The organism is Actinokineospora sp. NPDC051303 (assembly GCF_055586285.1).
Genome location: NZ_JBVJIN010000011.1, coordinates 1 through 18,554, shown reverse-complemented (window position 1 = coordinate 18,554; position 18,554 = coordinate 1). Strand labels below are relative to the sequence as shown.

At 69.8% G+C, this 18,554-nt stretch carries 21 protein-coding genes; 2 read left to right on the top strand and 19 right to left on the bottom strand.

Annotated features, from left to right (window positions below; all coding sequences use genetic code 11):
• Positions 1-8 precede the first annotated feature (8 nt).
• From ccsB to ACZ6SD_RS11005, 19 genes are all read right to left on the bottom strand, one after another.
• Positions 9-968: a c-type cytochrome biogenesis protein CcsB gene (gene ccsB / locus ACZ6SD_RS11095; protein ID WP_465316902.1), complete on the bottom strand. Its 960-nt coding sequence runs from the start codon at positions 966-968 to the stop codon at positions 9-11.
• A gap of 8 nt (positions 969-976) precedes the next feature.
• Positions 977-2,473 carry a cytochrome c biogenesis protein ResB gene (resB, locus tag ACZ6SD_RS11090; protein ID WP_465316901.1) on the bottom strand — a complete coding sequence of 499 codons (1,497 nt, stop codon included), beginning with the start codon at positions 2,471-2,473 and terminating at the stop codon, positions 977-979.
• Positions 2,474-2,520: 47 nt separating this feature from the next.
• Complete coding sequence (locus ACZ6SD_RS11085; protein ID WP_465316763.1) at positions 2,521-3,291, bottom strand: cytochrome c biogenesis CcdA family protein; 771 nt, start codon at positions 3,289-3,291, stop codon at positions 2,521-2,523.
• Between the two features lie 73 nt (positions 3,292-3,364).
• Positions 3,365-4,291 (bottom strand): hypothetical protein, encoded by a 927-nt coding sequence (locus tag ACZ6SD_RS11080; protein WP_465316762.1) that lies wholly within the window; start codon positions 4,289-4,291, stop codon positions 3,365-3,367.
• Positions 4,292-4,582: 291 nt separating this feature from the next.
• Entirely contained in the window at positions 4,583-5,413 is an 831-nt protein-coding gene (locus tag ACZ6SD_RS11075) for a hypothetical protein (protein ID WP_465316761.1), read from the bottom strand.
• Complete coding sequence (locus tag ACZ6SD_RS11070; protein WP_465316760.1) at positions 5,388-5,564, bottom strand: hypothetical protein; 177 nt, start codon at positions 5,562-5,564, stop codon at positions 5,388-5,390. Before ACZ6SD_RS11070 ends, ACZ6SD_RS11075 begins: the two co-directional genes overlap by 26 nt.
• A 141-nt stretch (positions 5,565-5,705) precedes the next feature.
• Entirely contained in the window at positions 5,706-6,272 is a 567-nt protein-coding gene (locus ACZ6SD_RS11065; RefSeq protein ID WP_465316900.1) for a TlpA family protein disulfide reductase, read from the bottom strand.
• A 2-nt stretch (positions 6,273-6,274) separates the two neighbouring features.
• Positions 6,275-6,904 carry a histidine phosphatase family protein gene (locus ACZ6SD_RS11060; RefSeq protein WP_465316759.1) on the bottom strand — a complete coding sequence of 210 codons (630 nt, stop codon included), beginning with the start codon at positions 6,902-6,904 and terminating at the stop codon, positions 6,275-6,277.
• On the bottom strand, positions 6,901-8,217 hold the full coding sequence (gene hemL / locus ACZ6SD_RS11055; RefSeq protein ID WP_465316758.1) for a glutamate-1-semialdehyde 2,1-aminomutase: 1,317 nt from the start codon (positions 8,215-8,217) through the stop codon (positions 6,901-6,903). The genes ACZ6SD_RS11060 and hemL overlap by 4 nt, the downstream gene beginning before the upstream one ends.
• Before the next feature lie 36 nt (positions 8,218-8,253).
• The gene (locus ACZ6SD_RS11050) at positions 8,254-8,577 is read right to left on the bottom strand and encodes a hypothetical protein (protein ID WP_465316757.1); all 324 of its coding nucleotides are present in this window, start codon (positions 8,575-8,577) and stop codon (positions 8,254-8,256) included.
• Between the two features lie 12 nt (positions 8,578-8,589).
• Positions 8,590-8,991 carry a hypothetical protein gene (locus ACZ6SD_RS11045; RefSeq protein ID WP_465316756.1) on the bottom strand — a complete coding sequence of 134 codons (402 nt, stop codon included), beginning with the start codon at positions 8,989-8,991 and terminating at the stop codon, positions 8,590-8,592.
• 94 nt (positions 8,992-9,085) lie between these two features.
• A complete protein-coding gene (locus ACZ6SD_RS11040) occupies positions 9,086-9,643 on the bottom strand; it encodes a hypothetical protein (protein ID WP_465316755.1) in 558 nt (185 codons plus the stop codon).
• 58 nt (positions 9,644-9,701) lie between these two features.
• Positions 9,702-10,151, bottom strand: coding sequence for a hypothetical protein (locus ACZ6SD_RS11035; RefSeq protein WP_465316754.1), 450 nt, complete (start codon positions 10,149-10,151; stop codon positions 9,702-9,704).
• Complete coding sequence (locus ACZ6SD_RS11030; RefSeq protein ID WP_465316753.1) at positions 10,148-10,666, bottom strand: hypothetical protein; 519 nt, start codon at positions 10,664-10,666, stop codon at positions 10,148-10,150. The genes ACZ6SD_RS11035 and ACZ6SD_RS11030 overlap by 4 nt, the downstream gene beginning before the upstream one ends.
• A 34-nt stretch (positions 10,667-10,700) precedes the next feature.
• A complete protein-coding gene (gene hemB / locus ACZ6SD_RS11025) occupies positions 10,701-11,678 on the bottom strand; it encodes a porphobilinogen synthase (RefSeq protein ID WP_465316752.1) in 978 nt (325 codons plus the stop codon).
• Positions 11,679-11,736: 58 nt separating this feature from the next.
• Positions 11,737-13,269 carry a bifunctional uroporphyrinogen-III C-methyltransferase/uroporphyrinogen-III synthase gene (locus ACZ6SD_RS11020; protein WP_465316751.1) on the bottom strand — a complete coding sequence of 511 codons (1,533 nt, stop codon included), beginning with the start codon at positions 13,267-13,269 and terminating at the stop codon, positions 11,737-11,739.
• A gap of 21 nt (positions 13,270-13,290) precedes the next feature.
• Positions 13,291-14,250, bottom strand: a complete 960-nt coding sequence (gene hemC / locus ACZ6SD_RS11015; protein ID WP_465316750.1) for a hydroxymethylbilane synthase — start codon at positions 14,248-14,250, stop codon at positions 13,291-13,293.
• The gene (locus ACZ6SD_RS11010) at positions 14,250-15,569 is read right to left on the bottom strand and encodes a glutamyl-tRNA reductase (RefSeq protein ID WP_465316749.1); all 1,320 of its coding nucleotides are present in this window, start codon (positions 15,567-15,569) and stop codon (positions 14,250-14,252) included. The genes hemC and ACZ6SD_RS11010 overlap by 1 nt, the downstream gene beginning before the upstream one ends.
• Positions 15,566-16,378, bottom strand: coding sequence for a redox-sensing transcriptional repressor Rex (locus tag ACZ6SD_RS11005; RefSeq protein ID WP_465316748.1), 813 nt, complete (start codon positions 16,376-16,378; stop codon positions 15,566-15,568). The genes ACZ6SD_RS11010 and ACZ6SD_RS11005 overlap by 4 nt, the downstream gene beginning before the upstream one ends.
• 1,206 nt (positions 16,379-17,584) lie before the next feature.
• On the opposite strand from ACZ6SD_RS11005, the gene ACZ6SD_RS11000 reads away from it, so the two are divergent.
• Together ACZ6SD_RS11000 and ACZ6SD_RS10995 are read left to right on the top strand one after the other, a co-directional pair.
• Positions 17,585-17,839 carry a hypothetical protein gene (locus ACZ6SD_RS11000; protein WP_465316747.1) on the top strand — a complete coding sequence of 85 codons (255 nt, stop codon included), beginning with the start codon at positions 17,585-17,587 and terminating at the stop codon, positions 17,837-17,839.
• A gap of 61 nt (positions 17,840-17,900) precedes the next feature.
• Positions 17,901-18,425: a hypothetical protein gene (locus tag ACZ6SD_RS10995; protein ID WP_465316746.1), complete on the top strand. Its 525-nt coding sequence runs from the start codon at positions 17,901-17,903 to the stop codon at positions 18,423-18,425.
• Positions 18,426-18,554: the final 129 nt, after the last annotated feature.

Here is an 18,554-nt window from a genome sequence, read left to right as displayed (position 1 = left end):
AGGTCGGGCTAGGCGTAAGAGTGCAGGCCGGTGATGACGAGGTTGATGAAGAACAGGTTGAACACGACCATGGCGAACCCGATCGTGTTAATCACGGCCGCGCGGCTCCCGCGCCAGCCCGCGGTGGCGCGGGAGTGCAGGTAACCGGCGTAGACGACCCACGCCACGAAGGCCACGGTCTCCTTCGGGTCCCAGCCCCAGAACCGGCCCCAGGCGGCCTCGGCCCAGATGGCGCCGCAGATGATCCCGAACGTGTAGATCGGGAACGCGAAGATCGTGGTGCGGTAGGCGAGCCGGTCGAGGGTGTCGGCGTCGGACAGGCGCGGGCCCAGCCGGGCGAACTTCGTCGGGTCGGCGTCGTGCTTGACCTTCACCAGGTAAAGCAGGCTGACGACGCCGGGCACGAGGAACAGGCCGCTGGAGGCCGCCGCGGCGGAGACGTGGATGACCAGCCAGTACGACTGGAGGGCTGGCTGGACGGGGGCGGCCTCGGTGTAGAGGACGGTCCCGCCGAGGAACATCAGGATCACGATCGGGGTGAGCACGAACGCGCCGAGCCTGCGCACGTCGAACTTGCGCATCAGCACGAGCCAGGTGACGACCGCGACCAGCATGGCCGCCGCCCCGTACTCGTACATGTTGCCCCAGGGGGCCCGCTCGGTGGCCAGGCCGCGCAGCACCAGCGACGCCAGGTGCAGAACCGCGCCGAGCACGGTCAGGGCGACGGCCATCCGGCCGAACCGCTCGGGCCTGCTCCGCGTCGGCGCCTCGGTGATCAGGCCGATCTGCGGCGTCTGCGGGGTGGCGGGCGCGCCCGCGTAGACCAGTTCGCGGGCGGCTTCGGACTTCTTCGCCGCGCGGCCGAACGCCTGCTCGACGGTGTAGAAGATCATCGCGAACACGTAGACCAGGGCGGCCGCGCCGAAGCTCCAGTCGCTGTAGCTGGCCAGCGTCTCGTTGACGGGCATGACGGGCATCAGGTATCCCTCCGGGGACTGAGCAGCGTCGCTGCGATCCTGCTGAACTCCTCGCCGTAACCCGCCTGGTCGGTGCGAGCGAGACCGCCGACTGCCACTACCGTACGACCCTCGCCGTCCGGGGTCGCGCGCACCCAGAGCCTGCGCCGCTTGACGACCAGCGACGTGCCCAGGCCGAGGATCATCACGACGGCCGACACCAGCACCCACAGTTGCGTCGGGTCGTGGGAGACCTGCAGGTTCACCCACCGCTCGACGCCGTCGAAGCGGACTTTCGTGCCGTCGTCGAGGGTGATCTCGCCGCCGGGTTTGAGGTTCTGCCGGGCGACGCGGGTGAGCCTGCCGCTGTCGACCAGCGACTGGTCCACCTCGAAGATCGACTGGCTGCGGCCGGAGTCGAGGCCGGTGTCGCCGCGCAGGACGTCCACGGCGACGGCCGGGTCGGTCAGGTCGGGGAAGCTGGAGGTGAGGACCTTGTCGTGGATGAGGGCGGTCGGCGCGAACAGGCCGGTGACCGCCAACTGCCGTGTGCGGCGCTGGGCGGAGTCGGTGACGCCGGGCGGGTCGAACTTGGTGGCGCCCTCGGAAAGCAGCGTCAGCGTGTCGACGGGGCGCCACTGCATGGTCTGGGTGCGGCGCTGCCCGTCCGGGAAGGTCACGGTGAAGGTGGGCGCGTAGCCTTGGCCGAGCAGGTAGACCCGGTCGCCCGCGAGCCGCAGCGGCTCGTTGACGCGCAGGTCGTAAGGGTGCCAGCGGCCCGAGGCGAGGTCGTCGCCCGCCTGGTAGCGGATCTTCACCAGGAACTGGTCCACCTGGCCGTTGGGCAGGTAGCCGACGGTGAAGTCGTCCACCCGCACGCAGAACGGGTGCAGGTCGGTGCCGTCGACGGTCAGGCCGGGCCGGAACGAGTCGTAGTTGGCCGGGGCGGCGTTGCAGTGCTCCCCCGAGCCGTCGGCGAGCACGATGACCTGGCCCTCGTAGTTGAACATCTTGCCCAGGGCCAGCGCGACGATCAGGCCGAGCATGGCGAAGTGGAAGACCAGGTTGCCCGCCTCGCGCAGGTAGCCGCGCTCGGCGCTGAGGCCGCGCGCGCCGTCCGCCTCGTCGCGCTCGACCAGCCGCCACCCGCGCAACTGGGCGCGCGCGTCGGCCATGACCTGCTCGGGCGTGGCGTCGGCGGTCACCGTCGCGTGGTGCGGGAGGCGAGCCAGGTTGCGCGGGGTCAGGACCGGCTTGGCGCGCAGCGCCTTGGCGTACTCGACGGTGCGCGGGACAAGGCAGCCGACGAGAGAGATGAACAGCAGCAGGTAGATCGCGGAGAACCAGACGCTGCCGTAGACATCGAAGAACTGGAGCCGGTCGAGCAGCGTCCCCCACCAGCCGTGCTCGGCGATGTACTCCTGCGTCTTGCCCGAGTTCAGCGACCGCTGCGGCAGCAGCGCGCCGGGCATCGCGGCGAGGGCGAGCAGGAACAGCAGCACCAGGGCGGTGCGCATGGACGTCAGGCCGCGCCAGGTGTTGCGCAGGAACGCGAGGGCGCGCCTCACAGGGGCAGCTTCACGTCGGTGACCACGGTGTTGCGCAGCCAGGAGACCAACTCGGCCCACAGCCCGGTGACCAGCAGCACCCCCACGACGAACAACATCGCCCCGCCGACGATCTGGATCAGCCTGCCGTGGGTGCGCAGCCAGGTCGTGGCGCGCACCGCCCACCGCGCGCCGAGCGCGATCAGCAGGAACGGCACCCCGAGGCCGAGGCAGTAGACGACCACCAGCAGATACCCGCGCGCGGCGTTGCTGCCGGTCGACGCGGCGATTGTCATGACACCGGAAAGCGTCGGCCCCAGACAGGGCGTCCAACCGAGCGCGAAGATGCCGCCGAGCACGGGGGCGCTCGCGAGACCGAAGCGGGGAGTCTTGTGAATGCGGATGTCCCGCTGCATCCCGGGGACGAGCCCGATGAACACCAACGACATGGCGATGGTGAGCACCCCGCCGAACCGTTGGAGGGCCTCGGAGTTGAGCAGCAATCCGTCAGCCAGCCAGACCAGACTGCCCACAGTGGCGGCGAACACGACGGTGAAGCCGAGGATGAACAGGGTTACCGCGCCCAAGACGCGGTAACGGCCCTTCTTACGGTCCTCGTCAGTGTCAACGGCAGGGGCTTCGGCACCGACTAGAGCGGCCAGGTAAGCGAGATAACCGGGGACAAGAGGAACAACACAGGGGGAAGCGAAGGAGATCAACCCGGCGAGCATGGCCACACCACTGGCAAGCAGCAGCGGTCCGGATATGGCGAGCTCCGTCGGGTCCACCCGATCAGGGTAAGGAACGCCTGCTGAGAGCCGTTGGGCGGTGGCCTGGTGAGGGGCGTAGCTCACAACCCGCTCAGGAGAAGTGCTTGGCCACGATCTCAGCCACGGCTCGTTCCAACTCGGGAGCCTTGCTGGAGTCGACCTTCTGCGCGGATGCCACGCCACGGCCGGGCAGGAAATAGGCAACGACGCACAGCGCCCCGACCTTGGAGCCGGGAACCGGCAGCAGGCACACCCGCTGCTGCCCCTGCACGCCTGTGATCATGGCCTGCCGACCCGCCACCGTGGCGCTTCGTCCACCGGCGGTGGGCGTGCTGTCGGCGAGATCGCGGTCGTAGTGCACGACGAGTTCGATCATCACGGTGTGGGTCGGTTCCACGAGATGACACCGCGGCGGCTCATTGCCGAGGCTGGCCAGGACGGGCGCGAAGTCCGCGGAGAACGCGCCGAAGGCATTGCCCGCGATCTCACAGACGACCCGTGCGTCCCCCGCCGCGGCGACGAACGCGGCTTCCGGGCCGGTCGGGACCGGGGCAGCGGTGCTGGGCTGACAGGTCGTGCCGTAGGGGAAGTCGACGCAGGCCCCGGCCAGTGCCATGTCGGGCTCGTTCCGGAACACCAGCGCGCCCAGCCTGGTGACCGCGACCTCGCCTGCGGCCTTGGCCTGGGCGCAGAGGTCGCTTAAGGATTTCGGCCCGTCACGGCCCACGATGGTCACGGCGACCTCGAAGGTCACCGGAATCGCGACCTGACACCGTCCTTCCCCCGGCCCCGAAGTCAGATAGGCGGTGGCCCCGTCGAGCACGAGAGGCGCCGCCCAGTACTTCTGCATCCGGTCGAACCGGTCATCGACATCGATGGTGAACCGACCGCCTCCGTCACCCGCCGACACCATGCACCTGTGCGCGGCGACCGGCCTGGGCGCGGTCCCCGCCGGGGCTCCGACGGCGTCCGGGGCGAGCAGGGCACACGGATCGAGCGCACGCAGCTCCGCGACCACGGCGCCCTCATTCCGATCCCGCGGGACCTCGGCCTTCGGGTACGCCGCCTGAACCGGCCGAGGCCGCTCCGGTTCCGTCGAGTCCGACGAACACCCGGCCATAGCCGCAGCTATGACCAATAGGAGAATCCCAGCTCGGTTCATTGGCCCAATCCCACGCATGATCAACCGATCTATCCTGGCAACTTTGGCATGTTCACCAGTCGTCCGGCCAGCCTCGTGATGTCGTCGTGCAACCTGTCAATCTCCGCACGCGCAAGTCGCAGGATCTCCGCTTGGGCGACAAAGTAATCATCTACGATCTTGCGCCACGTTGTGCCACCGATCTCCGGGCCCTCGCTGTCGAGCGTCTTGTCGACCACTGTGGATAACCCAGCCGCCCAAGCTGCCGCAGCCGTTCCCCCGGACATGTAGGATGAGTGTCGCGCCTGAAACCGCGACCAGCGCCTTGATCAGCACCTTCTCCAACGGGTTCTCATTTGCGTAGAATTTTCGGTGAAACGCGTCCACGAGCTTGCCCATGGCATTATTCAGACTTCTGCGGGCAAGTTTGATTATGGCACCGTACTGCAACACGAGTGCGGCCAACTCGGCGGCAATTCGATTGAAATCCTTCAGAAAGTCGTCGATGGCGCCCAGGAATGCGCCAGCATGGAGCGCGGCAGAGCCCTCCCATTCTTGCCGGAGATCCTCGAATTCCCCGCTAAGCCTACCGATCCAGTCGTCATTCTGCCACGAAGTATCGCATAACCCCTTGAACACCTTGCTCAAGTCGCAATACTCGCTTTCAAGCAGTTGTCCGGAGAGGGCGAGGGCTGGATCGAAAAACTGCTCGATGTAGCAACCTTCGATTACCGATTCGAACGGATAGTACTCTGTTGGCTCGGCCGGATCTGGAATCAACGGACCATTGGGGTCCAGATCATTCCTCTTGATGGGAAGATCACCTCGCGACTCCACCTTTGTGCCGTCACCCAGGATGACCATCCGGTCATAGTGGTGTTCTTCCGGGTGGAGAAGCCACTCGACCCATGCGGCTATCTCGCCTTCGTGTCCAAATTCACTGTCGATGCCCGTGGTCGCCGAGTGGTAAGGATCAGGGTGTCTGTCCGGTGGGGCCATCGGGGTTCAACCTCGCTTCCAGATTCTCGGCAAGATGACTAAACGAACGCGCGGTATCAGCCTCCTGCTGCATGTAGGCGGCATTGGATTGCTGCAATTTGTCGCGGAATTCGCTTACAATATGAACGAGGTGTCGCTGGCTTTCAGTCATTGTGCCATGTAAGTCGACTGCCCATGTCGCGGTGAAACGACTTGCCTGTGCGGAGGTTAACCACCTCCGCGCACAGCTGTGCCACAATCGAACAGTAGTGACACCGCTCACAGGGTCGAGCGGGGGAGGGGACGGGTGGTGTTACTCGGCTGTGAGGCGGTCGACTACCGGGGTGAGGTCTTCGGCTAGGAGTTCGCGGAGGTAGGCGGCGGCTACGTTGCCCTGTTTGTCTATGACGAAAGTGGCCGGGACGACCGTGCGGGGGTAGCCCTTGAGGGCGAGCAGGGTGCGGCCGGAGGGGTCGTAGATGGAGGGGTAGGTCAGGCCGCGGTCGCGGACGAAATCTTGGGGGACTTCGCGTTGGTTGTCGCGGAAGTTGATGCCCAGGACTTGGGCCCGGTCGGGGTAGGCGTCCTGGATTTTCTGGAGTTGGGCCGCTTCGGTGCGGCAGGGGGCGCACCATTGGCCCCAGACGTTGAGGATTACTACTTTGCCTCGGTAGTCGGCCAGGGAGCGGCGTTTGGTGTCGTCCATCAGGTCCGCGCCGGAGAGGTCGGGGAGCGGTTTGCGGTCGGGGCCGTCGTAGAAGATTTCCGTTTTGCCGCCGGGGGAGACGAAGACGAACTCCGAATTGTTCGTGTTCTCCCCGGTGGCGCAGCCCGCTAGGGCCAGGACTAGGGCCGAAGCGGCCGCCAGGAGGGCGCGCACGGTCACGCGCCCGTTTTCCTGGGGTCGCTGGAGCCCGCGGGTTCCGAGTAGCGGATTTCCACTAGCTGCTCGTCGTCGAAGACGAGGGTGGTGAGGGAGGCCAGGGAGCACTCGCGGCGGGAGGGGTTGTGCCAGAGGCGTTTGCCCTCCAGGTAGCGGCGGATGGTCCACACCGGCAGCTGGTGGGACACGCACACCGCCTCGTGGCCGTTCGCCGCTTCGCGGGCGCGGTGGACGGCGCCGAGCATCCGGTGCGCGATCTCCAAATACGGCTCCCCCCAGGACGGGGTGAACGGGTCGCGCAGATGGGGCCAGTTGCGGGGGGAGCGCAGCGCGCCGTCGCCCACCGAGACCTTCTGGCCCTCGAAGACGTTGGCCGACTCGATGAGGCGGTCGTCGGTGGCGATCTCCAGGCGGTGGGAGCCCGCGATGGGGGCGGCGGTCTCCTGCGCGCGTTGCAGGGGGGACGCCACGACGTGGGTGATGTCGCGGTCGCTGAGGTGCTCGGCGACGGTGAGGGCCTGGCGTTTGCCGGTGTCGGACAGGCGGAAGTTGGGGAGCCTGCCGTAGAGGACGCCGGTGGGGTTGTGGACTTCGCCGTGGCGCAGCAGGTGGACGATCGTCTTGCTCACACCGGCTCCTTCGCCGCTGCCGCCGCCGCCGCGTGCGGGAGGGCGTCGGCGATCTGGGTGAACGCGTCGTCGTCGAGCGCCGCGTTGACGAACCACGCCTCGAACGCGCTGGGCGGGGCGTAGACGCCGCGGTCGAGCAGGGCGTGGAAGAACGGCGGGAACCGCCAGGTCTGCGCGGCCTTGGCGCCCGCGTAGTCGACCACGGGGTCTTCGGTGAAGAAGACGCTGACCAGGTTGCCCGCGAACTGCACCCGGTGCGGCACGCCCGCCTCGGTCAGCGCGGTGGTGAGCAGCGCGCCGAGCTGGGTGGCGTTGGCGTCCAAGGCGCGGTAGACGGTCTCGTCGGCGGCGCGCAGCGTGGCCAGGCCCGCGGCGACCGCGACCGGGTTCCCGGACAGGGTGCCCGCCTGGTAGACCGGGCCGGACGGGGCGAGCGCGGCCATGACCTCGGCGCGCCCGCCGAACGCGGCGGCGGGCAGGCCGCCGGACATGACCTTGCCGAAGGTGTAGAGGTCGGCGACGACGCCCTCGATGCCGAACCAGCCCGCCGCGGACACGCGGAAGCCGGTCATCACCTCGTCCATGATCAGCAGCGCGCCGTTGGCGGCGGTGATCTCGCGCAGGCCCTCGTTGAAGCCGGGGACCGGGGCGATCGCGCCCATGTTGCCCGCGGCGGCCTCGGTGATCACCGCGGCGATCGTCTGGCCGTGCTCGGCGAAGGCGGCGCGGACCGCGTCGAGGTCGTTGTAGGGCAGCACGATGGTGTCCTCGGCCTGCGCGCCGGTGACGCCCGGCGTCGTGGGCAGGCCCAGGGTCGCCACGCCGGAGCCCGCTTCGGCGAGCAGCGCGTCGACGTGGCCGTGGTAGCAGCCTGCGAACTTCACGATCCGGGGGCGGCCGGTGAAGCCTCGGGCCAGCCGGATCGCGCTCATCGTGGCCTCGGTGCCGGAGTTGACCAGCCGGACCTGGTTGACCGGGGAGACCCGGCCGATGATCTCCTCGGCGAGGTCGATCTCCCCCGCCGTCGGCGCGCCGAACGACAGCCCGTTGCCCGCCGCCGCGCGCACCGCGTCGACCACGGCCGGGTGCGCGTGCCCGAGGATCATCGGGCCCCACGACGAGACCAGGTCGACGTAGCGGTTGCCGTCGGCGTCCCACAGGTGCGGGCCCTGGCCGCGCACCATGAACCGGGGGGTGCCGCCCACCGCGGAGAACGCCCGCACCGGGGAGTTCACTCCGCCAGGGGTGACCGCTTTCGCGCGGTCGAACAGCGTGGCCGAACCGCGCACGTGCGCCTGGGTCTCAGCTTCCACGGGGCCAGTCTCCCAAATCGGGTCGAGTGTCCGCGCTCACGTACGGCGGGAGCGGGCCCGCACGGCCAGCGCGATCTGCCGCACGGCGTCGAGGACGACGATCAGCGCGCCGGTGCCCGCGGCGACCGAGGCGCCGATCCAGTTGCCCGCGTAGCGCTCGAAGGCGAGGTCGGGGCGCTCGGCGATCGGGGTCAGCGGCACGGTTCCGCGCGACCACAGCCACACCGCGAGCCACACCAGCAGGGCGGCCGCGACCAGCTCGGCCGCCGCGACCAGCGCCCGCTTCGGCTGGTTGAGCCCTTCGGTGCCCACCGGCCAGGCCAGGTCGGGCGCCTCGGGCTGACTCGTCCCTGCTGTCACAGGGTCAGCCTCTCATGGCCGCGTCGCCTCGGGCGCGGTGCCCGCGAAGTGCTCGCGGACGTCGACCCGCAGCAGCAGGACGACCACGGCGACCCAGAGCGTGATCAGCAGCGCGCCGACGTAGACGGCGGCGCCGTGGCAGAGCGCGTTGGCCGCCGCTGGCGCGCACAGCGCCCCGACCAGCGCGGTGACCAGGAACGCGTAGCGCGCCCAGCCCCGCCCCGCGCGCAACGGCAGCACGAGGACGACGGCGAGGACGGCGGACAGGCCCGCGCCGAGTCCGAGGTAGCCCAGGGGCCGGTCGGACAGCAGCAGCAGGGCGCCCGCGAGCGCGGCGGCGGCCAGCGAGCCGTAGCAGGCCGCGGTCACCGCGCCGGGTCTGGAACGGGGCGAATCGGGCGGGGAGGCGGTCATGCGAACTATGTAGTCCCCGGACACACCCGTGTTACGAGGTGTATTTAACGGTCGTTCGCGCGTCCCGAACCGCCCCGCCCGCCGTCGAACGCGGTCAGCTCGCGCGCTTGGCCGCGTCGAAGTACGCCGAGGACTCCTTGGTGTACATGAGGTAGATCGCGGTGCCGACCAGGGCGATCTGCGCGATGCCGACGACCATGTCGAGCGGGCCCTGCTCGCCGGAAACCAGGCCGAAGATGCCGAAGAGCAGGCCGATGCCGCCCAGGATCGCCAGGGTCAGCCGCGCCCAGTTGCGGCCCGCGCGCATCTTGAACGCGAACAGCAGGTAGAGGCCGAAGAACAGGATCGCGACGACCCCGGTGAGGACGAGCGCGGCCGAGACCGCGGTGTCGAGATCGGCTTCGGTGAACGACGTGCCCGAGTCCTCCAGCGCTTTCCTGGCCGCGTCACGGGTCGCGTCCTGGCCGAACGCGAGGGTGAGGACGAACCCGAGCAGGCTCAGTCCGGCGCTGACCAGCCACAGGGTGAAGGCGGTGTCGACCTGCTTGGGCCGGGCGGGCGCCTGCGGCAGGGATCGCGGGTCGACCGGCGGCGCGCTGGGCAGTGGCTCGTAGGGGTCGTTGGATTGGGGTCCGGGTCCACTCGTTGTCATAGCTGAGAAACTATTAGGTTGCCTGGTCGAATGCACAGCGACTTAGCGGGATCGACGGTCACGTTTTGCGCTCGACCAGCGGTTTCAGCGCCTCGGTCAGGTCCTCCGGGTACCGCGCCCAGGCCAGCACCACCGACCCGTCGTCCAACTCCACCGGCACCTCGGTTGTCTTGCGCGGCACGGTGAAACCGCCACCGAGCGGTTTGGCTCCGTCGGGGGCCTGCACTCCGGTGACCTTGGCGATGCGCTCGACCGGCAGCACTTCCTCCCCCTGCCGCAACGAGGTGGCGGTCAACGTGACCGCGCAGACCTTTCGCCTGGCGTTTACCCAGCCCGCGGTCATCAGCGCCAACACCGCGCCTACCAGCAGCCAGGTAAGTCCGTGCACCACACCGGTAGTGGCCTCAAGACCCGCGCCGACAGCGCAGAACAGCGGCCCCCACAGCACCGGCCACCAACTCGACCCCGGCTCCAGGTAGTGAATCGGCTCCTCGGGCTGCCCGCTCACCGTTCGTCGCTCTCGGCGAAGAACCGCCGCGCCGTGGGCATGTAGAGCATCCCCAGCCCGACGACCACCAGCAGCGCGCTGATCAAGCCGTAGATCGTGACCCGGCCGACCGAGTACTCGAACAGGCAGGCGATCACGCCAACGACGAGCAGCAGCGTCCGGGCCTTGCGCACGCCGCGGCGCGCGTGGTGGGCCAGCAGCAGGAAGAACCCGAGGAACATCAGCGAGCCCAGCAACAGCCACCAGGACAGGCCCACCGCGACCTGCATGGTGTCGACTGACCGCATCTCGGGCGTCACGCGCTTCTGGTTCTCGGCCCACTCTTCGCGCAAGATGAAGAAGAGGATCGCGCCGACCAGGCCGATCAGCCCCGCGGCGACCCAGACCCAGAACGCGGCCCGCACGACTCGCGGCGCGTCCGTCCGGGCCTGGCCCGCGTCGGCCGCCTCGGCGGCGGTCGGCATGACCGGCTCGTCGTCGCGCGGCCCCGGGTCCGATTCGTCTGGTGTGCGCACGGCCCGAACATACCCGCCGGGTGTTCCGCCGGTGTCAGCGCTCGCGCAGCCAGCCCGCGGCCTCGGTCGCCCAGTAGGTCAAGATCACATCGGCGCCCGCGCGGCGGATCGAGGTCAGGGTCTCCAGGATGGTGCGCCTGCGGTCGAGCCAGCCGTTGGCGGCGGCGGCCTCGACCATCGCGTACTCACCGGAGACCTGGTAAGCGGCTACCGGGACGTCGGAAAGCTCGCGGACGGCGCGGATGACGTCGAGGTAGGCCAGGGCAGGCTTGACCATGACCAGGTCGGCGCCCTCGGTGAGGTCGAGCGTGACCTCCCGCAGCGCCTCGCGGACGTTGGCCGGGTCCTGCTGGTAGGTCTTACGGTCGCCGGTTAGCTGCGAGTCGACGGCCTCACGGAAAGGGCCGAACAAGGCGGAAGCGAACTTGGCCGAGTACGCCAAGATGCCGACGTCGTGGCGGCCCGCGGCGTCCAACGCCTCGCGGACAACGCCGACCTGGCCGTCCATCATGCCGCTGGGGCCGAGCAGGTGCGCGCCCGCCTCGGCCTGCGCCAGGGCCATGTCGGCGTAGACGGCGAGGGTCGCGTCGTTGTCGACGTCGCCGTGCGCGTCAAGGACGCCGCAGTGGCCGTGGTCGGTGAACTCGTCCAGGCACAGGTCGGCCATTAGGACCGTCTCGTCGCCCAGTTCCGCCCGCAGGTCGCGCAGCGCGACGTTGAGGACGCCGTTCGGGTCGACGCCGCCGGAGCCCACCGCGTCACGGGTCTCGGGGACGCCGAAGAGCATGATCCCGCCGACCCCGGCCCGCACCGCGTCGACGGCGGCCTTGCGCAGCGTGTCCCGGGTGTGCTGGACGACCCCGGGCATGCTGCCGATGGGCGTCGGCTCGGTCGCGCCCTCCTTGACGAACATGGGCAGCACGAGCTGCCGCGGCTCGACGGCGGTCTCGGAGACCATGCGTCGCAGCGCCGGTGTGCCGCGCAGCCTGCGCGGCCGGTGGTTCGGAAACATCGGGCCCTCCCCAAAAGGCCGCGGGCGGCGTGCCCCTGCACACCGCCCGCGGGTGGTACTAGCGCCTCGCGCGCTTGGTCTTGCGCGGCGGGGGCAGGGCGCCCTCCGCGCGCAGCCGCGCCGCGTGCTCGGCGAGCGCGTCGACCAGGGCGGGCACGGTGGCGTGCTCGGGCTGGACGTCGACGCGCAGGCCGAACTCCCGCGCGGTCTCCGCGGTCTTGGGGCCGATACAGGCCACCAGGGTCCGCGCGTGCGGCTTGCCCGCGATGCCGACCAGGTTCCGCACGGTGGACGACGAGGTGAAGCACACCGCGTCGAACCCGCCGGTCTTGATCATCTCGCGGGTCTCGGCGGGCGGCGGCGCGGCGCGGACGGTGCGGTACGCGGTCACGTCATCGATCTCCCAGCCGCGGTCGCGCAGACCGGCGGCGAGGGTCTCGGTGGCGATGTCCGCGCGCGGCAGCAGCACCCGCTCCACCGGGTCGAGGATGTCGTCGTACGGCGGGAAGTCGGCCAGCAGGCCCTCGCTGGACTGCTCGCCCGAGGGCACCAGCTCCGGGTTGATGCCGAACGAGCGGACCTTCGCCGCGGTGGCCTCGCCGACGCAGGCGATCTTCACGCCGGAGAACGCGCGGGCGTCGAGGCCGAACTCGGCGAACTTCTCCCAGACCGCGCGCACGGCGTTGGTCGAGGTGAAGATGACCCACTGGTACCGGCCGTCGACCAGGCCCTTGACCGAGCGCTCCATCTGCGCCGGGCTGCGCGGCGGCTCGACGGAGATCGTCGGCACCTCCGAGGGGATGGCCCCGTGCAGGTGCAGGCGCTCGCTCATCTCGCCAGCCTGGTCCTTGGTGCGCGGCACCAGCACCCGCCACCCGTAGAGCGCGCGCGACTCCCACCACGACAGCTTCGAGCGCTGCGACACGGCCGCGCCCACGGTCACCACCAGGTGCCCGGAGATCTCGCCAGCGTCGGCGGCCAGCGAGGCCAGCGTGGTGTCGATGGTGCGCTGGCTGGAGCCGGTGCCGTCGGCGGTCACCGCGACCGGGGTCTGCGCCGCGATGCCGTGCTCGACCAGCGACGAGGCCGCCTCGGCGAGGTGGCTGGCGCTGGCGTGCAGCACGATCGGGCCGGGCACACCGGCCAGGCCCGCCCAGTCGATGTCGCCGCGCACGTCGACCTCGGTGTGCGTGGAGCCGAGCGCGATGCCCGCGTAGGCGGGGACGGCGGTGGCGGCGGAGACGCCGGGCACCACGTCGAACACCGCGCTGGTCCGCGCGACGGCTTGCGCCTCGGCGACGACCGCCGAATGCGTCAGCGGATCGCCCGCGACCAGGCGCACGACGACGCGGCCGGATTTGGCCTCGCCAGCGAGGTCCTTGGCGACGTCGGCTGGTTGCCCCACGGCGGGGCGGACTTCGGCGCCGGGGCAGGCGAACGCCAGCACCCCGGAGGGCACGTCCGGGTCGGTAACCACGAGCTCCGCGCGTTCGAGCAGCTCTTTGGCTCGAACGGTGAGCAGCCCGGCGTCGCCGGGGCCGGAACCCACGAAGGCGACGCGACCGGGGGACTTGCGTGCACGGGTGGTCATGTCAGGCCACTTCCTCATCAACTACGCCTCGGGACCGGAGAGCACCCCGGCCCCGAGTTCCAGCAGCTCGGCGGCCAGCGCACGACCGAGCTGCTCTCCTGCGGTCAGGTCACCGGTGGCCGAGGCGCGCATGATCTCGACGGGCCCGGTGGGGTCGCCGTCGGCCAGGTACGCGGCGGCTACCCCGCGCAGCGACAGGCGGTAGACCACCTGGTCGTCGCTGTCGAGGTCTTCCACGACATCGGCCAATGCGCCAACCGGCGCGCTGCAGCCCGCTTCCAGCGCGGCCAGCATGGCGCGCTCAGCGGCCACCGCGGCCCGGGTGGCTTCATCGTCTACAGTGGACTGGAGTAGGTGCTCGACGTCGACGTCGTTCACCCGGCACTCGATCGCCAGAGCGCCCTGCGCCGGGGCGGGCAGCATCTGGATCGGGTCCAGGGTCTCGGTGATCTCGGCCAGCCTGCCCAGCCGGGCCAGGCCCGCGCGGGCGAGCACGACCGCGTCGACCTCGCCGTCGCGCACCATCGCGATCCGGGTGTCCACGTTGCCCCGGATCGGCACGATCTCGTGGCCGAAGCCCAGCGCGTGCAGCTGCGCGGCGCGGCGCGGCGAGCCGGTGCCGATGCGCGCGCCCGGCGGCAGCTCGCCCAGGGTCAGCCCGTCGCGGGCGACCAGCGCGTCGCGCGGGTCCTCCCGAGGAGGAACACCTGCGAGCGACAGTCGCGGGTCCGGGGCGGTCGGCAGGTCCTTGTACGAGTGCACGGCCACGTCGACCGTGCCGTCGGCGAGCGCGTCGCGCAGCGCGGAGGTGAACACGCCGATGCCGATTTCGGCGATCGGCGCGGACGAGCGGTCGCCGGGGGTGGACACGACGACGATCTCGGTCTTCGCGCCCGCTTTCTCCAGCGCGTCGGCGACCGTGCCGGTCTGCGCCAGGGCGAGCGCGCTGCCGCGCGTGCCGATTCTGATCACGCGTTCCATCAGCGACCACCGTCCACGGGCGTCTCGAAGGGGGCGGCCACGGCGGCGGGCGCCTGCGGGTCGAGCTGGAACAGCTCGCGCAGCGCCTCGGCGTAGCCCGTGCCCTCCGGCCCGGAGGCGAGTTCCTTGACCCGGACCGTCGGGGTGTGCAGCAGCTTGTCGACCACGCGGCGGACCGTGCGGGCCAGCTCGGCGCGGACCGGGTCGTCCAGCTCGGGCAGCCGCGCGTCCAGCCGCAGCAGCTCGGCGTCGACCACCTCGGCGGCCCGCTTGCGTAGCGCCGTGACGGTCGGGGTGACCTCGGCGGAGCGCTGCGCGGCCAGGTAGGCGCGCACCTCCTCGGCGACGATCTCGCCAGCGCGGCGGGTGTCGATGCCGCTGGGGGCCTCGGCGAGCCTGCGCTGGAGGCTTTCCAGGTCGACCACGCGCACGCCAGCGAGGTCGGCGACGCCGTCCTCGACGTCGCGCGGCAGGCCAAGGTCGCAGATGACCAGCGGCCGGTCGGCCGGGCGGGCGTCGACCTGCTCGACGCGCACGACCGCGCCCATGGCCCCGGTGCAGGAGATCACCACGTCGGCGTCGGCGATCCGCTCGCGCAGCCCGTCGAGCGCGACGGCGGCGGCGGGCACGCCCTGCTCGCGCAGCGACGCGGCCAGGCGCTCGCCGTTGGCCTGCGAGCGGTTGGCGACGACGACCTCACCGATCGCGGCCCGGCGCAGCGCGGCGGCGGCCAGGCCGCCCATCGACCCGGCGCCCACGATCAGCGCCTTGCGGCCCGCCAGCCCGGCGAGGGCTTCCTCGGCGTCGGACAGCGCCTCGGACACGACCGACCCGCCCGCCTGGCCCAGCCCGGTGTCGGTCTGCACCCGCTTGCCGATGCGCAGCGCCTGCTGCACCAGCTCGTGCAGGGTGCGGCCGACGGTGCCCGCCTCGCGGGCGGCGCCGTAGGCCAGCCGGACCTGGCCCAGGATCTGCGACTCGCCCACGACCATGGAGTCCAGGCCCGCGGCGACGGTGAACAGGTGCTGGGCCGCCGCGGCGGCATAGTGCACGTAGAGGTGGTCGTAAAGGGCGGAGACGTCCTCGCCGGAGTGCCGCGCGAGCACGCCCACGATGTCGGCCAGCCCGGCGTGGAACGCCTCGACGACCGCGTAGACCTCGACCCGGTTGCACGTGGTGACCAACACGGCTTCGGAGACGTTGGCGCACGCCTGCAGGTCGTGCAGGACCTTGGGCACGTCGACGGCCGAGACGGTGACGCGTTCGAGGACGCGCACCTCCGCGGTGCGGTGCGACATCCCGACAGCGAGAACGCTCACGACACCACCATCCCGTTGACCTGCAGATCCGGACCCATCCCAGCGACCCCGCCATCCTGCGCGGCGTCGTCGGCCCGTCGCGCCACGTGGAACGACAGGACCTGCAACTCGACCGCCAGGTCGACCTTGCGGACCTCGACGTGGTCGGGCACCTGCAGGACGACGGGAGCGAAGTTCAGAATGCACTGAACTCCCGCTTCGACCAAACGGTCGCATACAGTCTGGGCGGCGGGCGGCGGCGTCGCGATCACCCCGATGGACACCTCGCGCTCGGCGCAGACCCTCGGGATGTCATCGATGTGGTCGACCGGGATCCCGCCGACGGGCACGCCGACGAGGTCGGGATCGACATCGAACAAAGCTGTCACGGGGAAACCTCGTCCAGGAAACCCGCCGTAGTTGGCGAGGGCATGTCCGAGGTTACCGATTCCGACGACCGCGACGCTGTGTTTCCGGGTCAACCCGAGGATCCGCTCGATCTCCTCGATGAGCACCACGACCTCGTAGCCCACGCCCCGGGTGCCGTACGAGCCGATGTAGGACAGGTCCTTGCGCAGCTTCGCCGAGTTGACCCCGGCCGCGGCGGCGAGTTCCTCGCTGGACACGGTGCCCGCGCCCTGCTCCTGCATTCCGGACAACACCCGCAGGTAGACCGCGAGCCGGGCCACCGCGGCCTCGGGGATCGCGCGGGCCCGGTCACGTGCGGCGGGCACCTCCGCGACCCTCGGGATCGGCGTCGTGATCTCGGCGGCGGTTGGGGCGGGCGGGGTGTCGCCGACCCCGTTCCGCTGGCCTCGCTGTGCCGCCACGCTGCTACTCCTCGGCAGATTTCGTCTCCGGGTCTGCCACCACGGTACCGCTTGTGAACGTGTGCACAAAGTTGGTGGCCAGGCCGTAGACGAAGCCCACACCGCGGACCGCGCGACTACCAACCGTGATGAGTCACTCCGCTCGGTAGTAGACCAACCGTGGCCTACGGGCGGCTCGAACAACGCAAACGCGCCACGATGGAGTGACCTATGTCACTTTGGGGGCCGCGTTACGCCGTTTGATCGCAGCCGAAAGGGGGCTGGACGTTTGAACGGAAACGGCAGGGCAAACCGTACGCGGCGCGACCCCGCGGGCATCCCCGTCGCGCCCCTCCTCCCGGCATGGCGCTCGAATCGAAACCGAAGTTTCGTCCGCGGGGAGTGGACAGCAGTATGGACGTACTACCACGGCGGTCGTTCCGAACGAAAACCGGATTCGCGGCCCGGACTCAACAAATGTCAAACCGCATGATTGGCGGCGCCGGAAAAACTCCGTGGCCACCGCCGGGGGTGGCGCGCTGCTGTGACCGCCGCCACTCGTCTGAACCGTGACAGTCTTGCCGCGAAATGTCGCGATCCGTCGCGTATTACCGCGTACGGTCGACGGATGCCGTAACGTTTCGTGCCACTTTGTCTCAAAACTTTCCATAACACTGGCCGGAAAGTCCGAACGCGTGCAGGATAACCGCCGGCACAACTGCGTCGCAGTTTCCCCCTCGATAGCCTTGTGGAGCATGGTCGCTCGATAAGGCGCGCTACGGCACGGTCACTGATCTGGGCGAGCCAGAAGCGATGACGAAGAGGGCCTCCCGCTGGCACCGGGAGGTCCTCTTCGGTTTCCCGGGAAGACGTCGTCCGGAACGCCGAGCGCCCGCAAGATCGTTCGCCTGCCCGATTAGTAAATTGTCCTCGCAACTATTTTTCCCGCCCGGTTCACCCGCCGCGGCCAATGCTGACTACTAATCAGTAACCGGCTTGGCGTGGGCTGTGCCAACCCGTGCCGCCCAGCCGCGCCGTGTTGGCAGCGGATTGAGAGCGAGGGAAAGATGTGCCCAACGCGACCCGGGATGCTTCCGAAGGTCCGATCGCCAATCGGAATCAGTCCTACGCCAGCGCCCCGGCACGCCCAGATCAACGAAGGCCCAGTCGATCAGCGGCTGGGCGAGTACGAAGGTTGGCCCAAGGCCAATCGGAAGGTGACTGTTGATGACCCTGCTGTACCCGCGCGACCTACCGCGTGCCCGCCGCGCCTGCCGCACGGCGGCCGCGACTCGAAGGAGCACCGGCGCCGCCATGCGGAGCGTCGTCATCGGGGTAGTCCTGTGTTACATCCTCGTGCTGCTTTTCCTGGGACACGCCGCCGAGAGCGCGGCCGTGCTGCTAGCCAGCGGCCTCACCGGCCGCGCGCTCGGCGCCTCGCGCACCGGCTCGCCGACTCCGCGCCCGCAGGGGCTTTTCTGACGTTCGGATCACCCGCCGCCGCGGGTCCTTCCGATCGCAGAGCCCACCAGAGGAGGATGTCATGGCCGAGGCCAGCGAACCTCGATCTCCCGTCAGTTCCCCGGCGCCCGGCGCCCTCACGCGCACGGAAGCCCGGGAGCGGTTCCACGACCGCTTGGCCCAGGAGTACCTGAAAGCGGGAAAGCCATCATTGCGGGAGTTGGAACGCAGACTCCGCGAACACAGCGACCACCTCGCACTCGGCTCGTCGCCCACGTCGCTCGGCCGGGTGCTCAACGGCAAGCAGTTCCCGAAGTGGCCGATGAGCCGGGCGCTGTTACAGGAGTTCGGCGTTCCTGAGGTGGCGATCAACGGGGAGTGGAAATACTTGTGGATGATGGGAGCGCGTAAGGGCGGCGCTTTGCCTGTGGTCGATGACGGTGCGTTGGCTCAGGGCTTGCCGTCGTCGGGATTGCCGTTCGGGGACCGGCCTGCTACTTGCAGGCGGTGCGGCGTTTTGGTCGGCGATATCAGCCTTCATAGTGAATGGCATTCCGGTGGGCGTCGGCGTGGTGGTGATCGGGTGGGGGCTGTTCGGCGTCGGTGATGCTTCTGCTTGTCTGCTGGTTGCTGTTGCTGTCTTGCTCGATGGGGTGGAGTGGTTTCTTCGGGGCCCCTACGAAGGAAGATCGCCGTGTGAAAGACGGGTGGGATGCCTTCGGCCTCACACGTGCGG

Bases quoted from the DNA above. Each gene is read 5' to 3' on its own strand.
- ccsB (WP_465316902.1), bottom strand. From the start codon at position 968: ATGCCCGTCAACGAGACGCTGGCCAGCTACAGCGACTGGAGCTTCGGC.
- resB (WP_465316901.1), bottom strand. From the start codon at position 2,473: ATGCGCACCGCCCTGGTGCTGCTGTTCCTGCTCGCCCTCGCCGCGATG.
- ACZ6SD_RS11075 (WP_465316761.1), bottom strand. From the start codon at position 5,413: ATGGCCCCACCGGACAGACACCCTGATCCTTACCACTCGGCGACCACG.
- ACZ6SD_RS11070 (WP_465316760.1), bottom strand. From the start codon at position 5,564: ATGACTGAAAGCCAGCGACACCTCGTTCATATTGTAAGCGAATTCCGC.
- ACZ6SD_RS11045 (WP_465316756.1), bottom strand. From the start codon at position 8,991: ATGACCGCCTCCCCGCCCGATTCGCCCCGTTCCAGACCCGGCGCGGTG.
- ACZ6SD_RS11040 (WP_465316755.1), bottom strand. From the start codon at position 9,643: ATGACAACGAGTGGACCCGGACCCCAATCCAACGACCCCTACGAGCCA.
- hemB (WP_465316752.1), bottom strand. From the start codon at position 11,678: ATGTTTCCGAACCACCGGCCGCGCAGGCTGCGCGGCACACCGGCGCTG.
- ACZ6SD_RS11020 (WP_465316751.1), bottom strand. From the start codon at position 13,269: ATGACCACCCGTGCACGCAAGTCCCCCGGTCGCGTCGCCTTCGTGGGT.
- hemC (WP_465316750.1), bottom strand. From the start codon at position 14,250: ATGGAACGCGTGATCAGAATCGGCACGCGCGGCAGCGCGCTCGCCCTG.
- ACZ6SD_RS11000 (WP_465316747.1), top strand. From the start codon at position 17,585: ATGACCCTGCTGTACCCGCGCGACCTACCGCGTGCCCGCCGCGCCTGC.
- ACZ6SD_RS10995 (WP_465316746.1), top strand. From the start codon at position 17,901: ATGGCCGAGGCCAGCGAACCTCGATCTCCCGTCAGTTCCCCGGCGCCC.